Origin of the sequence: Limimaricola soesokkakensis (assembly GCF_900172345.1) — a bacterium.
GTDB lineage: Bacteria > Pseudomonadota > Alphaproteobacteria > Rhodobacterales > Rhodobacteraceae > Limimaricola > Limimaricola soesokkakensis.
This window is the reverse complement of the sequence record NZ_FWFY01000004.1, coordinates 293810-308429: the sequence shown is the minus strand read 5'-3', so window position 1 is coordinate 308429 and position 14620 is coordinate 293810. Positions and strand designations below refer to the sequence as shown.

General features: G+C 67.3%; 14 protein-coding genes. 10 read left to right on the top strand and 4 right to left on the bottom strand.

The window, feature by feature from the left end; all coding sequences use genetic code 11:
- The first annotated feature begins 20 nt into the window (after positions 1–20).
- Positions 21–488: an SRPBCC family protein gene (locus tag LOS8367_RS09120; protein WP_085896175.1), complete on the top strand. Its 468-nt coding sequence runs from the start codon at positions 21–23 to the stop codon at positions 486–488.
- A 4-nt stretch (positions 489–492) separates the two neighbouring features.
- On the opposite strand, the gene LOS8367_RS09115 is transcribed toward LOS8367_RS09120, so the two are convergent.
- Positions 493–1344, bottom strand: coding sequence for a prephenate dehydratase (locus LOS8367_RS09115; protein ID WP_085896174.1), 852 nt, complete (start codon positions 1342–1344; stop codon positions 493–495).
- A gap of 108 nt (positions 1345–1452) precedes the next feature.
- Between LOS8367_RS09115 and LOS8367_RS09110 the strand changes: the two genes are divergently transcribed.
- The 5 genes from LOS8367_RS09110 to LOS8367_RS09090 all read left to right on the top strand — a co-directional run bounded on the left by LOS8367_RS09110 (position 1453) and on the right by LOS8367_RS09090 (position 7931).
- Positions 1453–1989, top strand: a complete 537-nt coding sequence (locus tag LOS8367_RS09110) for a c-type cytochrome (RefSeq protein WP_242665543.1) — start codon at positions 1453–1455, stop codon at positions 1987–1989.
- Between the two features lie 174 nt (positions 1990–2163).
- A complete protein-coding gene (locus LOS8367_RS09105) occupies positions 2164–4131 on the top strand; it encodes an extracellular solute-binding protein (protein ID WP_085896173.1) in 1968 nt (655 codons plus the stop codon).
- Between the two features lie 18 nt (positions 4132–4149).
- Positions 4150–5226: a microcin C ABC transporter permease YejB gene (locus tag LOS8367_RS09100; protein ID WP_085896172.1), complete on the top strand. Its 1077-nt coding sequence runs from the start codon at positions 4150–4152 to the stop codon at positions 5224–5226.
- Positions 5227–6351 carry an ABC transporter permease gene (locus LOS8367_RS09095; RefSeq protein WP_085896171.1) on the top strand — a complete coding sequence of 375 codons (1125 nt, stop codon included), beginning with the start codon at positions 5227–5229 and terminating at the stop codon, positions 6349–6351.
- On the top strand, positions 6348–7931 hold the full coding sequence (locus tag LOS8367_RS09090; RefSeq protein ID WP_085896170.1) for an ABC transporter ATP-binding protein: 1584 nt from the start codon (positions 6348–6350) through the stop codon (positions 7929–7931). Before LOS8367_RS09095 ends, LOS8367_RS09090 begins: the two co-directional genes overlap by 4 nt.
- A 425-nt stretch (positions 7932–8356) precedes the next feature.
- Here LOS8367_RS09090 and LOS8367_RS09085 read toward each other — a convergent pair whose 3' ends face one another.
- Together LOS8367_RS09085 and LOS8367_RS09080 are read right to left on the bottom strand one after the other, a co-directional pair.
- Entirely contained in the window at positions 8357–9841 is a 1485-nt protein-coding gene (locus LOS8367_RS09085; protein ID WP_165761431.1) for a D-alanyl-D-alanine carboxypeptidase family protein, read from the bottom strand.
- Positions 9842–10157: 316 nt separating this feature from the next.
- Positions 10158–10859: an HAD family hydrolase gene (locus LOS8367_RS09080; protein WP_085896169.1), complete on the bottom strand. Its 702-nt coding sequence runs from the start codon at positions 10857–10859 to the stop codon at positions 10158–10160.
- A gap of 125 nt (positions 10860–10984) precedes the next feature.
- Between LOS8367_RS09080 and clpS the strand changes: the two genes are divergently transcribed.
- The 3 genes from clpS to LOS8367_RS09065 are packed head-to-tail and all read left to right on the top strand — an operon-like array spanning position 10985 to position 13194.
- Positions 10985–11329 carry an ATP-dependent Clp protease adapter ClpS gene (gene clpS, locus LOS8367_RS09075; RefSeq protein WP_085896168.1) on the top strand — a complete coding sequence of 115 codons (345 nt, stop codon included), beginning with the start codon at positions 10985–10987 and terminating at the stop codon, positions 11327–11329.
- Between the two features lie 43 nt (positions 11330–11372).
- Positions 11373–12365: a class I SAM-dependent methyltransferase gene (locus LOS8367_RS09070; RefSeq protein ID WP_085896167.1), complete on the top strand. Its 993-nt coding sequence runs from the start codon at positions 11373–11375 to the stop codon at positions 12363–12365.
- A 25-nt stretch (positions 12366–12390) separates the two neighbouring features.
- Positions 12391–13194: an SDR family NAD(P)-dependent oxidoreductase gene (locus tag LOS8367_RS09065; protein ID WP_085896166.1), complete on the top strand. Its 804-nt coding sequence runs from the start codon at positions 12391–12393 to the stop codon at positions 13192–13194.
- Between the two features lie 15 nt (positions 13195–13209).
- Here LOS8367_RS09065 and LOS8367_RS09060 read toward each other — a convergent pair whose 3' ends face one another.
- The gene (locus tag LOS8367_RS09060; RefSeq protein WP_085896165.1) at positions 13210–13596 is read right to left on the bottom strand and encodes a hypothetical protein; all 387 of its coding nucleotides are present in this window, start codon (positions 13594–13596) and stop codon (positions 13210–13212) included.
- A gap of 99 nt (positions 13597–13695) precedes the next feature.
- Between LOS8367_RS09060 and hemF the strand changes: the two genes are divergently transcribed.
- The gene (gene hemF, locus LOS8367_RS09055) at positions 13696–14589 is read left to right on the top strand and encodes an oxygen-dependent coproporphyrinogen oxidase (RefSeq protein WP_085896164.1); all 894 of its coding nucleotides are present in this window, start codon (positions 13696–13698) and stop codon (positions 14587–14589) included.
- Positions 14590–14620: the final 31 nt, after the last annotated feature.

Sequence of the window (14620 nt, the reverse complement as noted above, 5' to 3'; positions counted from 1 at the left end):
AGACCAAGCGAGGCACAGGCATGGAACTCTCGTCGCAACAGCGGGTCGCGGCCCCGCGCGATTTCGTCTTCGCGCAGGCCAGCGACTTCACCGCTTTCGAACGGCAGGCGCTCCGGCGCGGCATCGAGGTCGAGAGCCGGGGCGGCCCCGAGGCGCTGGGCCGCGGCTGGAGCGCGTCGGTGCCGGTGATGGGGCGCGAGCGCGAGATCGCGGCCGAAATCGTGGGCTATGCCGCGCCCGAGGATTACACCGTGCGCGGTGAAAGCTCGGGCGTCGAGATCCTGGTGCGGGTCGAGACCTTGCCGGAGGAAGAGTTCGGTCATAGCCGGCTCGGTCTGTCGGTGACGCTGGCGCCGCGCTCGATGCCCGGACGACTGGTGCTGCAATCGCTGAAGCTGGCGCGCGGTTCGCTCGAGAGCCGCCTCGCGGGGCGGCTCGAGGGCTATGCGCGCGAGATCGAGGCGCGCTGGGCCCGGCGCGCCGGCTGAGGGCTCAGCCGCGCGGCGCCGGTTCGTGCCGGCGCGGCGCCGCCGGGAACACGCCCATCAGCTTGATGCTGTCGGTGAAGTAATCCAGCTCGTCGAAGGCGAGCTGGACGTTGCGGTCGTCGGGGTGGCCCTCGATCTCGGCATAGAACTGGGTCGCGGTGAACTGGCCGCCAACCATGTAGCTCTCGAGCTTGGTCATGTTGACGCCATTGGTCGCGAAACCGCCCATCGCCTTGTAGAGCGCGGCCGGGATGTTGCGCACCCGGAACACGAAGCTGGTCATCATCCCCGCCTTGCCGCGCCGCTTCAGGTCGGGCTCGCGTGCCATCACGAGAAAGCGGGTGGTGTTGCGCTCGTGATCCTCGATGTGGCGCGCCAGCACGTCGAGACCGTAGATCTCGGCCGCGATCTCCGAGGCCAGCGCGGCGTGGCGCGGATCATTCAGCTCGGCGATGGCGCGGGCAGATCCGGCGGTGTCGGCGCCGGTATGCGGCGTGATCGAATGCTCGCGCAAGAAGCCCCGGCACTGGCCCAGCAGCACGGTGTGGCTGGTCGCGGTCTCGACCTGGGCCAGCCGCGCGCCCTTCACGCCGAGCAGGTTGATATGCACCCGCACGAAGGCCTCGTCGACGATGTGCAGCCCGCTTTCGGGCAGCAGGTGGTGCACGTCGGCGACCCGGCCATAGGTCGAGTTCTCGACCGCGATCATGCCCAGATCGGCGGTGCCCTTGCGCACCGCCTCGATCGCGTCCTCGAAGGTGGTGCAGGGCAGGGGCTCCATGTTCGGACGCGCCTCGGCGCAGGCCTGATGCCCGTAGGCCCCGAGCTCTCCCTGGAATGCGATGCGACCGGCCATGGCGGATCCTCCCCTCAACAGGCGTCCCCATAAGGGCAATTGGTCGCGGGACTACACCTTGCAACCCCGCGCGGGAAGCGGATACATACCCCCGAAACGCCGAACGGAATGGAACGCGACATGTTCGACACGATGACCCTGACCAAGGTCGTTGGCGGCCTCTGCGGCACGCTGCTGGTCTTCCTCCTTGGTGGCTGGGCCGCCGACATCATCTATGGTGGCGGCCATGGTGGTGGTCATGGCGAGGTCGAGCAGGCCTATTCGATCCCGGTCGAGGAGAGCGGGGAAGGCGGCGGCGCCGAGGAAGAGGCCGTGCCCTTCGAAGAAATCTACGCCTCGGCCGATGCCGCCGCCGGCGAAGGCGTCTGGCGCAACTGCCGCTCCTGCCACGCGCTGGAGGACGGCGTGAACGGCACCGGCCCGTCGCTGCACGCGGTGGTCGGTCGCGAGGTCGGCGCCTATCCGGGCTATGACTACTCGGGCGCACTCAAGGCGGTGGCCGATGTCTGGTCGCCCGAGAACCTCGACGGCTTCCTCGCCAACCCGCGCGGCTACGCGCCGGGCACCAAGATGACCTATAACGGCCTCAAGGACGCCGAGGACCGCGCCAATCTGATCGCCTATCTGGCGACGATCGGCAGCTGATCCCGCGCGCAGCCGACGATTGCAGGGCCGTCCCGGGAGGGGCGGCCCTTTTCGCATGGCCGAATTCACGGCGCGACGTGGCGGACACGTGCCGCTCACGCATTCTCGCCTTGAACGTCAGGCGCTTGCGCCGCTAGCCTCGCCCGCAGGCCATCCCCTCGCGAGGAGTGCAAGATGCAAGCGACCCGTCATCCCGCCCGCGCCAGCCGCGCCGCTCTTCACCCGCTGAGCGAGACGCCCTCGTGGATCGCCGGTTCGGCGCTCGTGCTCGCCGCCGTGCTCGCGGCTGCGCCGGTCTTGGCCCAGGAGGGGGTGCAAGCCACGCCGCCCGACACGGTCGAGGCGGCCGGCGACGAGACCGTCATCGAGAGCCATGGCTACACCAATTTCGGAGAGCTGAAATACGGCCCCGACATCGCGCATCTCGACTACGTCAATCCCGACGCGCCGAAAGGCGGCGAGATCAGCCAGTGGGCGCAGGGCAGCTTCGACAGCTTCAACCAGTATTCGCGGCAAGGCGTGGCCGCGGCGCTGAACACGCTGCCGCATGAGCGGATCATGACCTCGGTGGCCGATGATGCCTACGGGCTTTACTGCTATCTCTGCACGACGCTGGAATACCCGGCGAGCCGCGACTGGGTGATCTTCAACCTGCGCGACGACGTGACATTTGCCGACGGCACGCCGATGACCGCCGAGGATCTGAAGTTCACCAACCAGCTGTTCCTCGAGCAGGGCATCGCCGAGTATCGCGCCGTGGTGCAGAACTTCCTCGAGAGCGTCGAAGTGCTCGATCCCTACCGCATCAAGTTCACCTTCACCGACGAGGCGCCGCGCCGCGACGTCATCGGCTTTGCCGGCTCCACCCTTGCCTTCTCCAAGGCCTGGTTCGAGGAGACCGGCGCACGGATCGACGAAAGCCAGCGCGAGCCGTTCCTCGGCACCGGCCCCTACGAGCTCAAGGATTTCGACATCAACCGGCGCATCACCTACGGCCGGAACGAGAACTTCTGGGGTGCCGATCACCCTCTCAATATCGGCCGCAACAATTTCGACACGATCCGGATCGAGTATTTCGCCGACAGCGCGGCGGCCTTCGAGGGGTTCAAGTCCGGCGAATACACCTTCCGGGTCGAGAACTCGTCCAAGGACTGGGCCACGGGCTATGACTTCCCGGCGATCCAGAAGGGCTGGGTCGTGACGGAGGAGATCCCCGACGGCACCATCGCCGGCGCGCAGGCCTTCATCTTCAACCTCGACGACCCGAAATGGCAGGACCCGCGGGTGCGCGAGGCGATCGGGATGATGTTCAATTTCGAATGGTCGAACGAATCCCTGTTCTACGGCCTCTACGAGCGGGTCGAATCGTTCTGGGAGAATTCCGAGCTCGAAGCGACGGGCACGCCGTCGGAGGCCGAGCGGGCGCTCTTGGAGCCGCTGGTCGAGGAGGGGCTCCTGCCCGAGACCATCCTCACCGAGGAGGCGCGCCGCGCCCCGGTGCTCGACGCCGCCGCGAACACCCCCGACCGCCGCACCTATCGCCGCGCGGGACAGCTCCTCGAGGAGGCGGGCTGGACCATCGGCGATAACGGTCTGCGCCAGAAGGACGGCGAGGTGTTGGAGCTGGTGTTCCTGCAATTCAGCCCGCAATTCGACCGGGTGGTGAATCCGATCATCGAGAATCTCGCGCGGCTCGGCGTGCGCGGCGTGCTGGAGCGGGTCGACACCTCGCAATATGTCGAGCGCACCCGCTCGGGTGATTTCGATCTCGTCAATCACACCTTCTCGATGGGCTTCGAGCCCGGTGTCGGGCTGGAGCAGTGGTACGCCTCGAAGACCGCCGAGGACAGCTCGCGCAACCTGATGCGGCTGCGCAATCCTGCGGTGGACCGGCTGGTGGCCGAGGTGATCGCGGCGCAGTCGCTCGAGGATCTGACTACCGCGACCCATGCGCTCGACCGGGTGCTGCGCGCCGAGATGTTCTGGGTGCCGCAATGGTACAAGGACGTGCACACCGTCGCCTATTTCGACCAGTACCGGCATCCGGAGCCGATGCCGCCCTTCGCGCTGGGCGAGCTGGACTTCTGGTGGTACGACGCCGAGGCCGCAGAAGAACTGCGCGCCGCGGGCGCGCTGCGCTAAGGGAGATCCTCCGACCGCATGGGCGCCTATATCCTCAGACGACTGCTGCTCGTGATCCCGACGCTGCTCGGGATCATGATCATCAACTTCACCCTGGTGCAGTTCGTGCCCGGCGGGCCGATCGAGCAGATCATCGCCCAGATGGAGGGTGGCGGCGACGTGTTCGAGAGCATCGCCGGCGGCGGTGCCGAGGTAAGCCAGGGCGGGGGCGACAGCGATTACATCGGCGCCCGCGGCCTACCGCCCGAGTTCATCGCTGAGCTGGAGCGCGAATTCGGCTTCGACAAGCCCCCGCTCGAGCGCTTCCTCACCATGATGTGGAACTACATGCGCTTCGATTTCGGGGAGAGCTATTTCCGCTCGATCTCGGTGATCGACCTGGTGCTGGAGAAGATGCCGGTCTCGATCACGCTGGGCCTGTGGTCGACGCTGCTGGCCTATGTGATCTCGATCCCGCTGGGTATTCGCAAGGCAGTGCGCGACGGCTCCTCCTTCGACACATGGACCTCCGGCGCGATCATCGTCGGCTACGCCATCCCGGGCTTTCTCTTCGCGATCCTGCTGATCGTGCTCTTCGCGGGCGGCTCCTACTGGCGGATTTTCCCGCTCAGGGGGCTGACCTCGGACAATTGGGAGAGCCTGTCGCTGATCGGCAAGGTGCTCGACTATTTCTGGCACATCGCGCTGCCCGTTTTCGCCTCGACCATCTCGGCCTTCGCGACGCTGACGCTGCTGACCAAGAACTCGTTTCTCGACGAGATCAAGAAGCAGTACGTGATGACAGCACGGGCCAAGGGCCTCAGCGAGCGCAAAGTCCTTTACGGCCACGTGTTCCGAAACGCGATGCTGATCGTGATCTCTGGCTTTCCGGCACTGTTCATCGGCGTGTTCTTCGGCGGCTCGCTGATCATCGAGACGCTGTTCTCGCTCGACGGTCTCGGGCGCCTCGGGTTCGAGGCGGCGGTGGCGCGCGACTACCCGGTGGTGTTCGGCACGCTCTTCGCGTTTTCGCTGCTGGGACTGATCGTCGGCATCGTCACCGACCTCACATATGTGCTGATCGATCCGCGCATCGACTTCGAACGGAGAGGCTGAATGGCGCTGTCGCCGCTCAACGCGCGCCGCTGGCGCAATTTCAAGCGCAATCGCCGGGCGCTTTGGTCGCTGATCATCTTCTCGGTGCTGTTCGGGCTGAGCCTCTTCGCCGAGCTTCTGGCCAACGACAAGCCGCTCCTGGTGAGCTATCGCGGCGAACTCAGGAGCCCGATCCTGAGCTTTTATTCCGAACAGGATTTCGGCGGCGATTTCCCGACCGAGGCGGCCTATTCCGACCCCGAGGTGCAATGCCTCATCGTAACCGGCGGGCTCGTCGACTGCTTCTACGAGCCGACGGCGATCATGGCCGCGGCAGAGGCGGGAGAGCCGCTGCCGCTCGAAGAGAGCGACCCGGCCGATTATGCGAAGGGCTGGATGGTCTGGCCGCCGATTCCCTATTCCTACGACACCATCGTCGACGTGCCGGGCGTCGCCCCCGCGCCGCCCAGCGAGACCAACTGGCTCGGCACCGACGACACCAAGCGCGACGTGGTGGCCCGCGTGATCTACGGCTTCCGGCTCTCGGTGGTCTTCGCGATCATCGTCACGCTGGCCTCGTCGCTGATCGGCATCGTCGCCGGCGCGGTGCAGGGCTATTTCGGCGGCTGGACCGACCTGATCTTCCAGCGGATCATCGAGATCTGGACCGGCACGCCCTCGCTCTACGTGATCATCATCGTCTTCGCGATACTGGGGCGAAGTTTCTGGCTATTGGTGTTCCTTACGGTGCTGTTCGGCTGGCCCGCGCTGGTGGGGGTTGTGCGTGCGGAATTCCTGCGCGCCCGCAATTTCGAATACATCCGCGCCGCCCGGGCGCTGGGCGTCTCGGACAGCAAGATCATGTTCCGCCACATGCTGCCCAACGCCATGGTGGCCACCGTCACGATGCTGCCCTTCCTCGTCACCGGTGCGATCGGCACGCTGGCCGCGCTCGATTTCCTCGGCTTCGGCCTGCCGTCCTCGGCGCCCTCGCTCGGCGAGCTGACGCTTCAGGCCAAGCAGAACCTGCAGGCGCCGTGGCTCGGCTTCACCGCCTTCTTCACCTTCGCGATCATGCTGTCGCTGCTGGTGTTCATCTTCGAGGGCGTGCGCGACGCCTTCGACCCGAGGAAGACCTTCGCATGAGTGACACGATCCTCGACGTCCGGGACCTGCGCGTGAACTTCCGGCAGGACGGGGCGCTGATCCCCGCGGTGCGCGGCGTGTCCTTCCATGTGGGGCGCGGCGAGACCGTGGCGCTGGTCGGCGAGAGCGGATCGGGCAAGTCGGTCACCGCGCTCTCGACCGTTCAGCTCCTGGGCGAGACGGCGCAGGTCTCGGGCTCCGTGAACTACGAGGGCCGCGAGATGGTCGGCGCGCCGGAGGCCGAGCTGCGCCGGGTGCGCGGCAACGACATCTCCTTCATCTTCCAGGAGCCGATGACCTCGCTCAACCCGCTGCACACGCTTGAGCGGCAGCTCTCGGAATCGATCGAGCTGCATCAGGGGCTGCGCGGCGGGGCGGTGCGTGATCGCATCATCGAGCTGCTGAACCGGGTCGGCATCCGCGACCCCGAAACCCGTCTGGGCGCCTATCCGCACCAGCTTTCGGGCGGGCAGCGGCAGCGGGTGATGATCGCCATGGCGCTGGCCAACAATCCTGACCTGCTGATCGCGGACGAGCCCACCACCGCGCTCGACGTGACGATCCAGGCGCAGATCCTCGAACTTCTGGCCGAGCTGAAGCGCGACGGCGCCATGTCGATGCTGTTCATCACCCACGATCTCGGCATCGTGCGCCGTATCGCCGATAGGGTCTGCGTGATGAAGGATGGGGAGATCGTCGAGCAAGGGCCGACGGCCGAGATCTTCGCCAGCCCGAAGCATCCCTACACGCGGATGCTGCTCGAGGCCGAATCCTCCGGCCTGCCGGACCCAGTGCCCGCCAATGCGCCGGTGGTGGCCCGGACCGAAAATCTGAAGATCTGGTTTCCGATCCAGCGCGGTTTGCTGAAGCGGACCGTGGGCCATGTGAAGGCGGTCAACGACGCCACGCTCTCGGTGCGCGCGGGCGAGACCGTGGGCGTGGTGGGCGAGAGCGGCTCGGGCAAGACGACGCTGGCGCTCGCCATGGTGCGGCTGATCGGTTCGGAGGGGCGCATCCTGTTCGACGGGCAGGAGATCCAGGGCCTGTCGCAGCGGCGGATGCGACCGCTGCGCTCGGAGATCCAGATCGTGTTCCAGGATCCGTTCGGCTCGCTTTCACCGCGCATGACCGTCTCGCAGATCATTTCCGAAGGCCTCGGCGTGCACGGTGTCGAGAAGGGCCGCGACCGGCGCGAGATGGTGGCCGAGATCATGGCCGAGGTCGGGCTCGACCCCGCCTCGATGGACCGCTACCCGCACGAATTCTCCGGCGGCCAGCGCCAGCGCATCGCCATCGCTCGCGCGCTGATCCTGCGGCCACGGCTGATCGTGCTCGACGAACCGACCAGCGCGCTCGACATGACGGTGCAGGTGCAGATCGTCGAGCTGCTGCGCGAACTGCAGCGCAAATACGGGCTGGCCTACATCTTCATCAGCCATGACCTGAAGGTAGTGCGGGCGCTCAGCCACAAGGTGATGGTGATGCGCAACGGCGACGTGGTCGAGGCGGGGGCGGCCGAGGAGATCTTCGATGCGCCGGGCAGCGACTACACGCGCGAGCTGATGGCGGCGGCGTTCTGAGCGGCTCCAGCCCGACTGGGAGGCGCAATCATCAGAGACAGGTGCTGGGGCCAGCTATGCCGGCCTTGGCACCTCATCTCCTTCCGAGGCCGGTGTGCGTCCTGCCGGCAGGGGCGAGCATATACCGCAGCGTAGCTTCATGGATTCGGCCCAGAGGGACAGTAGGGCGGCTGAAAAGCGGTGCACGCCTCCTGCACGAACGCGACGCATGAAGCCGATCCAGCGAAGCAGCACGCCTCGATAGCAACAGACGGGACGCCTAGGGCTCGGTTCGGGAAAGGGTACCTGACCGAGGGCGGCAGCGAGCAGGAACAAGGAGTGCCTGATCCCGCCCTCCTGCTCACGTTGCCCAGCCCCTGAATGCAAGACGGCGCCGCGTCCCGTGAGGAACGCGACGCCGATCAGGGACGCCTGAGGGGAGGGACTCAGGACGGCCCGATCATGAAACACATCGCACCGCGCGCCTGCAGGCGGCGGCAGGCCAGATCGGCGGCCTCGTTGGTGAGGCCCATGAAGTTGGCGTCGAAGCCGCCCGACCGCTGGGTCACCCGGCGCAGCGCGCCATCGAGTGCGCCGGGCTCGTTCAGCGCGGTCTGGATCAGTACCCGCTCGGCAGTGCCGCGGCTGTTGTAACGGCCGACATTGATGCCCCAGAGGCGGCCTCCGGAGGTCGAGACGCGGGTTACCACCTCGGGCACCGCCTGCATCCGCGACGCGTCGACCGGCGCGATCGCGGCGGCGGTCATGATCATTTCGGTCGGGCGCGGCTCGGGGCTGATCTCGGGCGCGATGCCGGCCTCGGCAAAGAGTTCGGCGGTTTCGGGAGCCATGTCGCTCAGATCGGTGACCGGGGCCGCCGGAGCGGGGGTGGGCGCAGGGGCCGCCGCGACGGCGACGCGCGCCGGTTCGGCCTCGGGCTGGGCGGCCGCGGCGGGCGCCGAGGAGACCAGAAGCGCCGCGGCGAGCGCATCCTCGATGCCGGTTGCGGTCGCGACCTGCACCGGTGCGGCGGCGCTGCCGGGACGCTGCTGCGGCCGCAGGCTGCGCTTGACCACGCCGCTGACCCGGATCGTGTGCGCGCCGCTGGTGGCGCCAAGCGCCGGGGCGGCCGCGACGAGGCTGGGTGCCGGGGTGGAGGGGGCGCCGGGCTGGCTGGCAAAGCCCTTGTCGAGCAGCTTCATCACCTGCGCGTTGCGGTTCGCGGTCGAGGTGCCGCCGAAGACGGTGGCGATGATCCGGCGGTCGCCGCGCTGCGCCGAGGCCACGAGGTTGTAGCCCGCGGCGTTGGTGAAGCCGGTCTTGATGCCGTCCGCGCCCTTGTAGGCGTCGAGGAAGCGGCGGTTGGTGTTGTTGACCTGCTTCATGCCGGCATCGGCGGTGCGGCGCGAGAACAGGTTATAATATTGCGGGAAGTCGTAGATCATGTGCCGACCGAGCACGGTCATGTCGCGCGCCGTCGACAGGTGGCCGTTGGCGGTCAGCCCGTGCTGGTTCACGAAGGTCGTGTTGCGCATGCCCATGGCCTGGGCGGTGGCGTTCATGCGCTTGGCGAAGGCCTCTTCGCTGCCGGAGATGGCGAAGCCGATCGCGGTGGCGGCGTCGTTGGCCGACTTCACCGCGGCGGCACGCAGCAGGTAGCGGAACTTGATCTTCTGGCCGGTGCGCAGGCCGAGCTTCGAGGGCGGCTGCGCCGCGGCCTGGGCCGGGATGGTGACCTCGGAATCGAGGCCGATCTCGCCGCGCTGGATCGCCTGGAATGCGATGTAGAGGGTCATCATCTTGGTCAAAGAGGCGGGATGCAGACGTGTATCCGCGTTTTCCTCGTGGATGACGGCCCCGGTCTTGGCGTCCACGACCATCGCCGCGTAGGGCGCAGCGACCGCGCCGGTGGCGATGGTGATACCCGCCATGAGTGTGGTGACTAGAAACAGCCCGATCCGGGCCGTCCGCAACAGACGACTGCTCACGTGGATTGCCCTTTGTTTTGCCTCGTGGGTGCCGGTTTGTAGAGTGGGCACCTCATCATTGCCTCAAAAGGTAACACAAACGTTGCGTCACAAAAAGAGACTAATTTCCAATTGGTTTGCTTGCTAAGTTGAGGCAACACCCTAAGCGGGGGCCGACTCGCCCTATGCGGAAGACCGCCTTTGAAGACAGGCGCATAACGGGCGGGGGCGGCAACGAAGCGTGGCGCGAAAGTCGCAGGCAAGCGCGACGGTGACCTTCTCAGAGACCGATCTGTGCAACCATGGCGGGCAATCCCGCGAGGTTGTCGAGCTGACGGAATCGCGGATGCGCCAGCGGCGCCTCGGCCTGCTCCAGCTCCCAAGTGGTCTCGAACGGCACATGCACGCCCCAGCCCCCGGCCTCGAGCACTGGGATCACGTCGGATTTGAGCGAGTTTCCCACCATCACCGCCTGGTCCGGGATGATGCCGTGCCGCGCGAAGATCGCGGCATAGACCGGCGCGGTCTTGTCCGAGACGATCTCCACCGCCTCGAACATCTCGCCCAAGCCCGACTGGGCCAGCTTGCGCTCCTGGTCGAGCAGGTCGCCCTTGGTGACCAGCATCAGCCGCGCCTCGCCGGCAAGCGCCTGCACCGCCCGCTCGACGCCGGGCAGCAATTCGATCGGATGCGCCAGCATCTCGCGCCCCATCTCCATGATCTCGCCGATGGCGCTGGCGGGCACGCGCGCCGCGCTGACCTCGATCGCGGTCTCGATCATCGAAAGCACGAATCCCTTCACCCCGAAGCCGTAGCGCCCGAGATTGCGCCTTTCCGCCGCGAGTAGCCGCTCGCGCAGGTGATCCTCGCCGGCGTGATCGCGCAGCAGCTCGACGAAACGCGATTGGGTGGAGCGAAAGAAACGCTCGTTGTGCCAAAGCGTGTCATCGGCGTCGAAGGCGATGGTCCAGCGATCCGGCATTTGCGGTACACTCCAGGGCGAGGCCGGGCTTTTCACCGCGGCCGGGGCGCTTATATAACGGAGCCAGAGCGAGAATGGCAACGAGACGCGGGACCCATGCCGAGATGGCCGGAGAGCGGATGAGGATGCAGGACGCGAGGATCGTGATGGCGGGACGCGACGACGGAGAGGATGATGGCCTCACCGGCGTGAAGGTCGAGACACGCCCCAAGACCAAGCGGCCGCCGCTCTACAAGGTGCTGATTCTCAACGACGACTACACGCCGATGGAATTCGTCGTGCATGTGCTCGAGCGGTTCTTCGGGCTGAGCCACGCGCAGGCCTTCGAGATCATGCTCACCGTGCACAAGAAGGGGCTCGCCGTGGTTGGCGTGTTCTCCTACGAGATCGCGGAAACCAAGGTGGCGCAGGTGATGGATTTCGCGCAGCGCCACCAGCACCCGTTGCAATGCACGATGGAAAGGGAATAGGGGCCCCGATGCCCCAGTCCTTCCCCCTGTCCCCGGAGTGCCCATGGCCGATCCCCGCCTGACCACCGCGATCGAGAGCGGCGCCCTCGTTCTGCCCGAGGGCGAGATCGTCGCGCTGCGCCCCGCCGCCGGCACCGATCTCTCGGCGCTGCCCAAGGACCGCACCCGCATCGCGCATGGCTTCCGCCCCGACATCGACGCATGGGAGGCGCAGGGCTGGACCGTGGCCGAGCCCGTGCCCGCCGCCGCCGCCGTGGTCTTCGTGCCGCGCGCCAAGCCGCTGGCCCGCGCGATGATCGCGCAGGCGGCGCGGCTGGCGCCGATGGTGATCGTCGATGGCCAGAAGACCGATGGCGTCGACAGCCTGTGGCGCGAGATGCGCACCCGCGTCGGCGACCTGCCCTGCATCACCCGCGCCCATGGCCGGCTGTTCTGGTTCGATTCGAGCAATGTCGACGTCACGGATTGGGAGGCGCCCGCACCGGCGGAGGTCGAGAGCGGCTTCGTCACCCAATGGGGCGCCTTCTCGGCCGATGGGCCCGATCGCGGCTCGCAGCTTCTGGCGCAGGCGCTGCCGCAGAAGCTGCCCGCCCGCATGGCGGATCTCGGCGCAGGCTGGGGCTATCTCTCGCGCCACGTCCTTGAGCGCGACGGGGTGAAGAGCCTCGACCTGATCGAGGCCGAGCAGCTGGCGCTCGACTGCGCCCGGCGCAACGTCACCGATCCGCGCGCGTCCTTCCACTGGGCCGATGCGACGCACTTCAGGCCCGATCATCTCTATGATGGCGTCGTGTCGAACCCGCCTTTCCACACCGGGCGCGCCGCCGATCCGGCGCTGGGCCGTGCCTTCATCGCGGCGGCGGCGCGGATGCTGGCCCCGTCGGGGCAGCTGTGGATGGTCGCGAACCGGCACCTGCCCTATGAGGCGAGCCTGCGCGAGAGCTTCCGCAGCGTCGAGGAGATCGGCGGTGACGGCGCCTTCAAGCTGTTCCACGCGATCCGCCCGACCAAGCCCACCGACAAGAAACCCCGCTGACACCTTCCTTTCACCGGAGACCGTCATGAGCTTTTCCATCGCCGGCAAGACCGCGATCGTGACCGGGGCCGCGCATGGCGTCGGCCTCGCCATCGCCCGCGCCATGGTCGAGGCGGGGGCCAACGTGGTCTTCGTCGACCGCGACGAGGCCGCGCTCGAGCGCGAGACATCGGTGCTGCGCGAGGCCGATGGGCCGGTGCGGCATTTCGCGGGCGACCTACGCGAGCGGCTGACCATCACCAACCTGCTGTCCTTCACCATCGACGCCTTCGACCGGATCGACATCGTCGTCAACGCGGCGCGGCAGGTGCGGGTCACCGATCCGTTCGATGCCGAGGATGATTCGGTCGAGCGGCTGCTCGACCAGAACCTGATGTCGGCGCTGAGGCTGAGCCAGGCCGCCGCCAAGCGGATGATCAAGCAGGCCGATCCCGAGAGCGACGCGCCGCTGGGCTCGATCATCAATCTCAGCTCGATCGCGGCGCGGCTGACGCACCCGCAGCTGCTGGGCTACTCGGTGAGTTGCGCCGCGCTCGACCAGATGACCCGCTCGATGGCGGTGGCGCTGGCCTCCAAGCGGATCCGCGTCAACGCGGTGGCCTTCGGCTCGGTGATGAGCGCCTCGCTCAAGCATTCGCTGTCGGACCACGAGGAGATCCGCGAGGCGATCTTGCAATGTACGCCGCTTGGGCGCATCGCCAGCGCCAGCGAGGTGTCGGATGCGGTGCAGTATCTCGCCTCCGACGCCTCGGCCTTCGTTACCGGACAGGTGATCACCGTCGATGGCGGCCGCAGCCTGATCGATCCCAGCCACGTGGCGGCGCATTAGGCGCCGCCCCGGCGGTCACTGCGGGTAGCGCGCCACGCATTGCGCCCGCGCCGCCGCCTCGGCCCGGGCCAGCGCCTCGCGCCGCGCCAGAAGCTGGTCGAGCTTCACCTTCTCGGCTTCGATGTCGAGCGTCACCGGCACCCGCACCTCGTCGGTCACGACCCGGTCGCAGAACCGACGGCCGATCGTGCCGTCTGCACGGCGGAAGTCGCAGAGCTGGCGGCGGGTGCGCAATTCCTCGCGCTCCTCGATGCCATAGCCGCGCGCGACATTGCCGCGGGTCTCGGCGATCAGCGCGTCGATCACCCGGCCCTCGCGGCTGACCGAGGAAAGGCAGCTCTCGCGCGGGGTGGCGCAGGCGGCGAGGGCGAGGGGCAGGACGAGCAGCAGGGCGGGACGCATCGGTGAACTCCGGTCGAATCGGTCAGGGCCAGCGGGTCGCATGGCGGGCCGCTGGAGAGGATGCTAGACCGGGCCGATATTCAATAGCAGGGGGCGCGCATGACCTCGGACAGCATGAAGAGCGAAAAAACCGAGGCCGCCGGCTGGTTTCGCGAGCTTCGCGACGAGATCGTCGCCGCCTTCGAGGCGCTCGAGCAGGCGCAGACCGACGGTCCGCTCTCCGAGCGGGCGCCGGGCCGGTTCGAGGTGACGCCCACCAAGCGCAGCGGCGATGATGGCGAGGATGCGGGCGGCGGGCTAATGAGCGTGATGCGCGGCGGCCGGGTGTTCGAGAAGGTCGGCGTCAATATCTCGACCGTGCATGGCACGCTGGGGCAGGCGGCGCAGGCCTCGATGGCGGCGCGCGGCGTGCCCGGCATCGAAAAGGACGCGCGGTTCTGGGCGAGTGGCATCAGTCTCGTGGCCCACATGCAGAACCCGCATGCGCCCGCCGTCCACATGAACACGCGCATGTTCTGGACCCCGGGGGCCTGGTGGTTCGGCGGCGGCGCCGATCTCAACCCCTGCATCGAATACGCGGAGGACACCGCGCATTTCCACGATACGCTGAAGCGCCATCTCGATCCGCACGGAACCGACCTCTATCCTGCGCTCAAAGCTTGGGCCGACGAGTATTTCTATATCCCGCACCGCAAGCGCGCGCGCGGCGTCGGCGGCGTCTTCATGGATGACCGCTGCACCGGCGACTGGCGCGCCGATTTCGCGCTGACCCGGGATATCGGCCGCGCCTTCCTGCCGGCTTGGCTGCCGCTCGCGGAAAAGCGGCGCGGCATGGCATGGGGCGAGGCCGAGAAGGAGGCCCAGCTTCTGCATCGCGGTCTCTACGCAGAATACAACCTCGTCTACGACCGCGGCACCAAGTTCGGACTGGCCACCGGCCACGATCCGGACGCGGTGCTGATGAGCCTGCCGCCGCTCGCGAAATGGACCTGAAGTTCCTCTGATCTTCCAAGGGCTTTGACCC

What these genes read in the sequence shown, in the direction of transcription:
- LOS8367_RS09070 (WP_085896167.1), top strand. Translation starts at nt 11,373, where the DNA reads ATGGCCGATCCCCGCCTGACCACCGCGATCGAGAGCGGCGCCCTCGTT.
- LOS8367_RS09085 (WP_165761431.1), bottom strand. Translation starts at nt 9,841, where the DNA reads ATGGCGGGTATCACCATCGCCACCGGCGCGGTCGCTGCGCCCTACGCG.
- LOS8367_RS09080 (WP_085896169.1), bottom strand. Translation starts at nt 10,859, where the DNA reads ATGCCGGATCGCTGGACCATCGCCTTCGACGCCGATGACACGCTTTGG.
- LOS8367_RS09095 (WP_085896171.1), top strand. Translation starts at nt 5,227, where the DNA reads ATGGCGCTGTCGCCGCTCAACGCGCGCCGCTGGCGCAATTTCAAGCGC.
- LOS8367_RS09105 (WP_085896173.1), top strand. Translation starts at nt 2,164, where the DNA reads ATGCAAGCGACCCGTCATCCCGCCCGCGCCAGCCGCGCCGCTCTTCAC.
- LOS8367_RS09100 (WP_085896172.1), top strand. Translation starts at nt 4,150, where the DNA reads ATGGGCGCCTATATCCTCAGACGACTGCTGCTCGTGATCCCGACGCTG.
- hemF (WP_085896164.1), top strand. Translation starts at nt 13,696, where the DNA reads ATGACCTCGGACAGCATGAAGAGCGAAAAAACCGAGGCCGCCGGCTGG.
- LOS8367_RS09090 (WP_085896170.1), top strand. Translation starts at nt 6,348, where the DNA reads ATGAGTGACACGATCCTCGACGTCCGGGACCTGCGCGTGAACTTCCGG.
- LOS8367_RS09110 (WP_242665543.1), top strand. Translation starts at nt 1,453, where the DNA reads ATGGAACGCGACATGTTCGACACGATGACCCTGACCAAGGTCGTTGGC.
- LOS8367_RS09065 (WP_085896166.1), top strand. Translation starts at nt 12,391, where the DNA reads ATGAGCTTTTCCATCGCCGGCAAGACCGCGATCGTGACCGGGGCCGCG.
- LOS8367_RS09115 (WP_085896174.1), bottom strand. Translation starts at nt 1,344, where the DNA reads ATGGCCGGTCGCATCGCATTCCAGGGAGAGCTCGGGGCCTACGGGCAT.
- LOS8367_RS09060 (WP_085896165.1), bottom strand. Translation starts at nt 13,596, where the DNA reads ATGCGTCCCGCCCTGCTGCTCGTCCTGCCCCTCGCCCTCGCCGCCTGC.
- LOS8367_RS09120 (WP_085896175.1), top strand. Translation starts at nt 21, where the DNA reads ATGGAACTCTCGTCGCAACAGCGGGTCGCGGCCCCGCGCGATTTCGTC.
- clpS (WP_085896168.1), top strand. Translation starts at nt 10,985, where the DNA reads ATGCAGGACGCGAGGATCGTGATGGCGGGACGCGACGACGGAGAGGAT.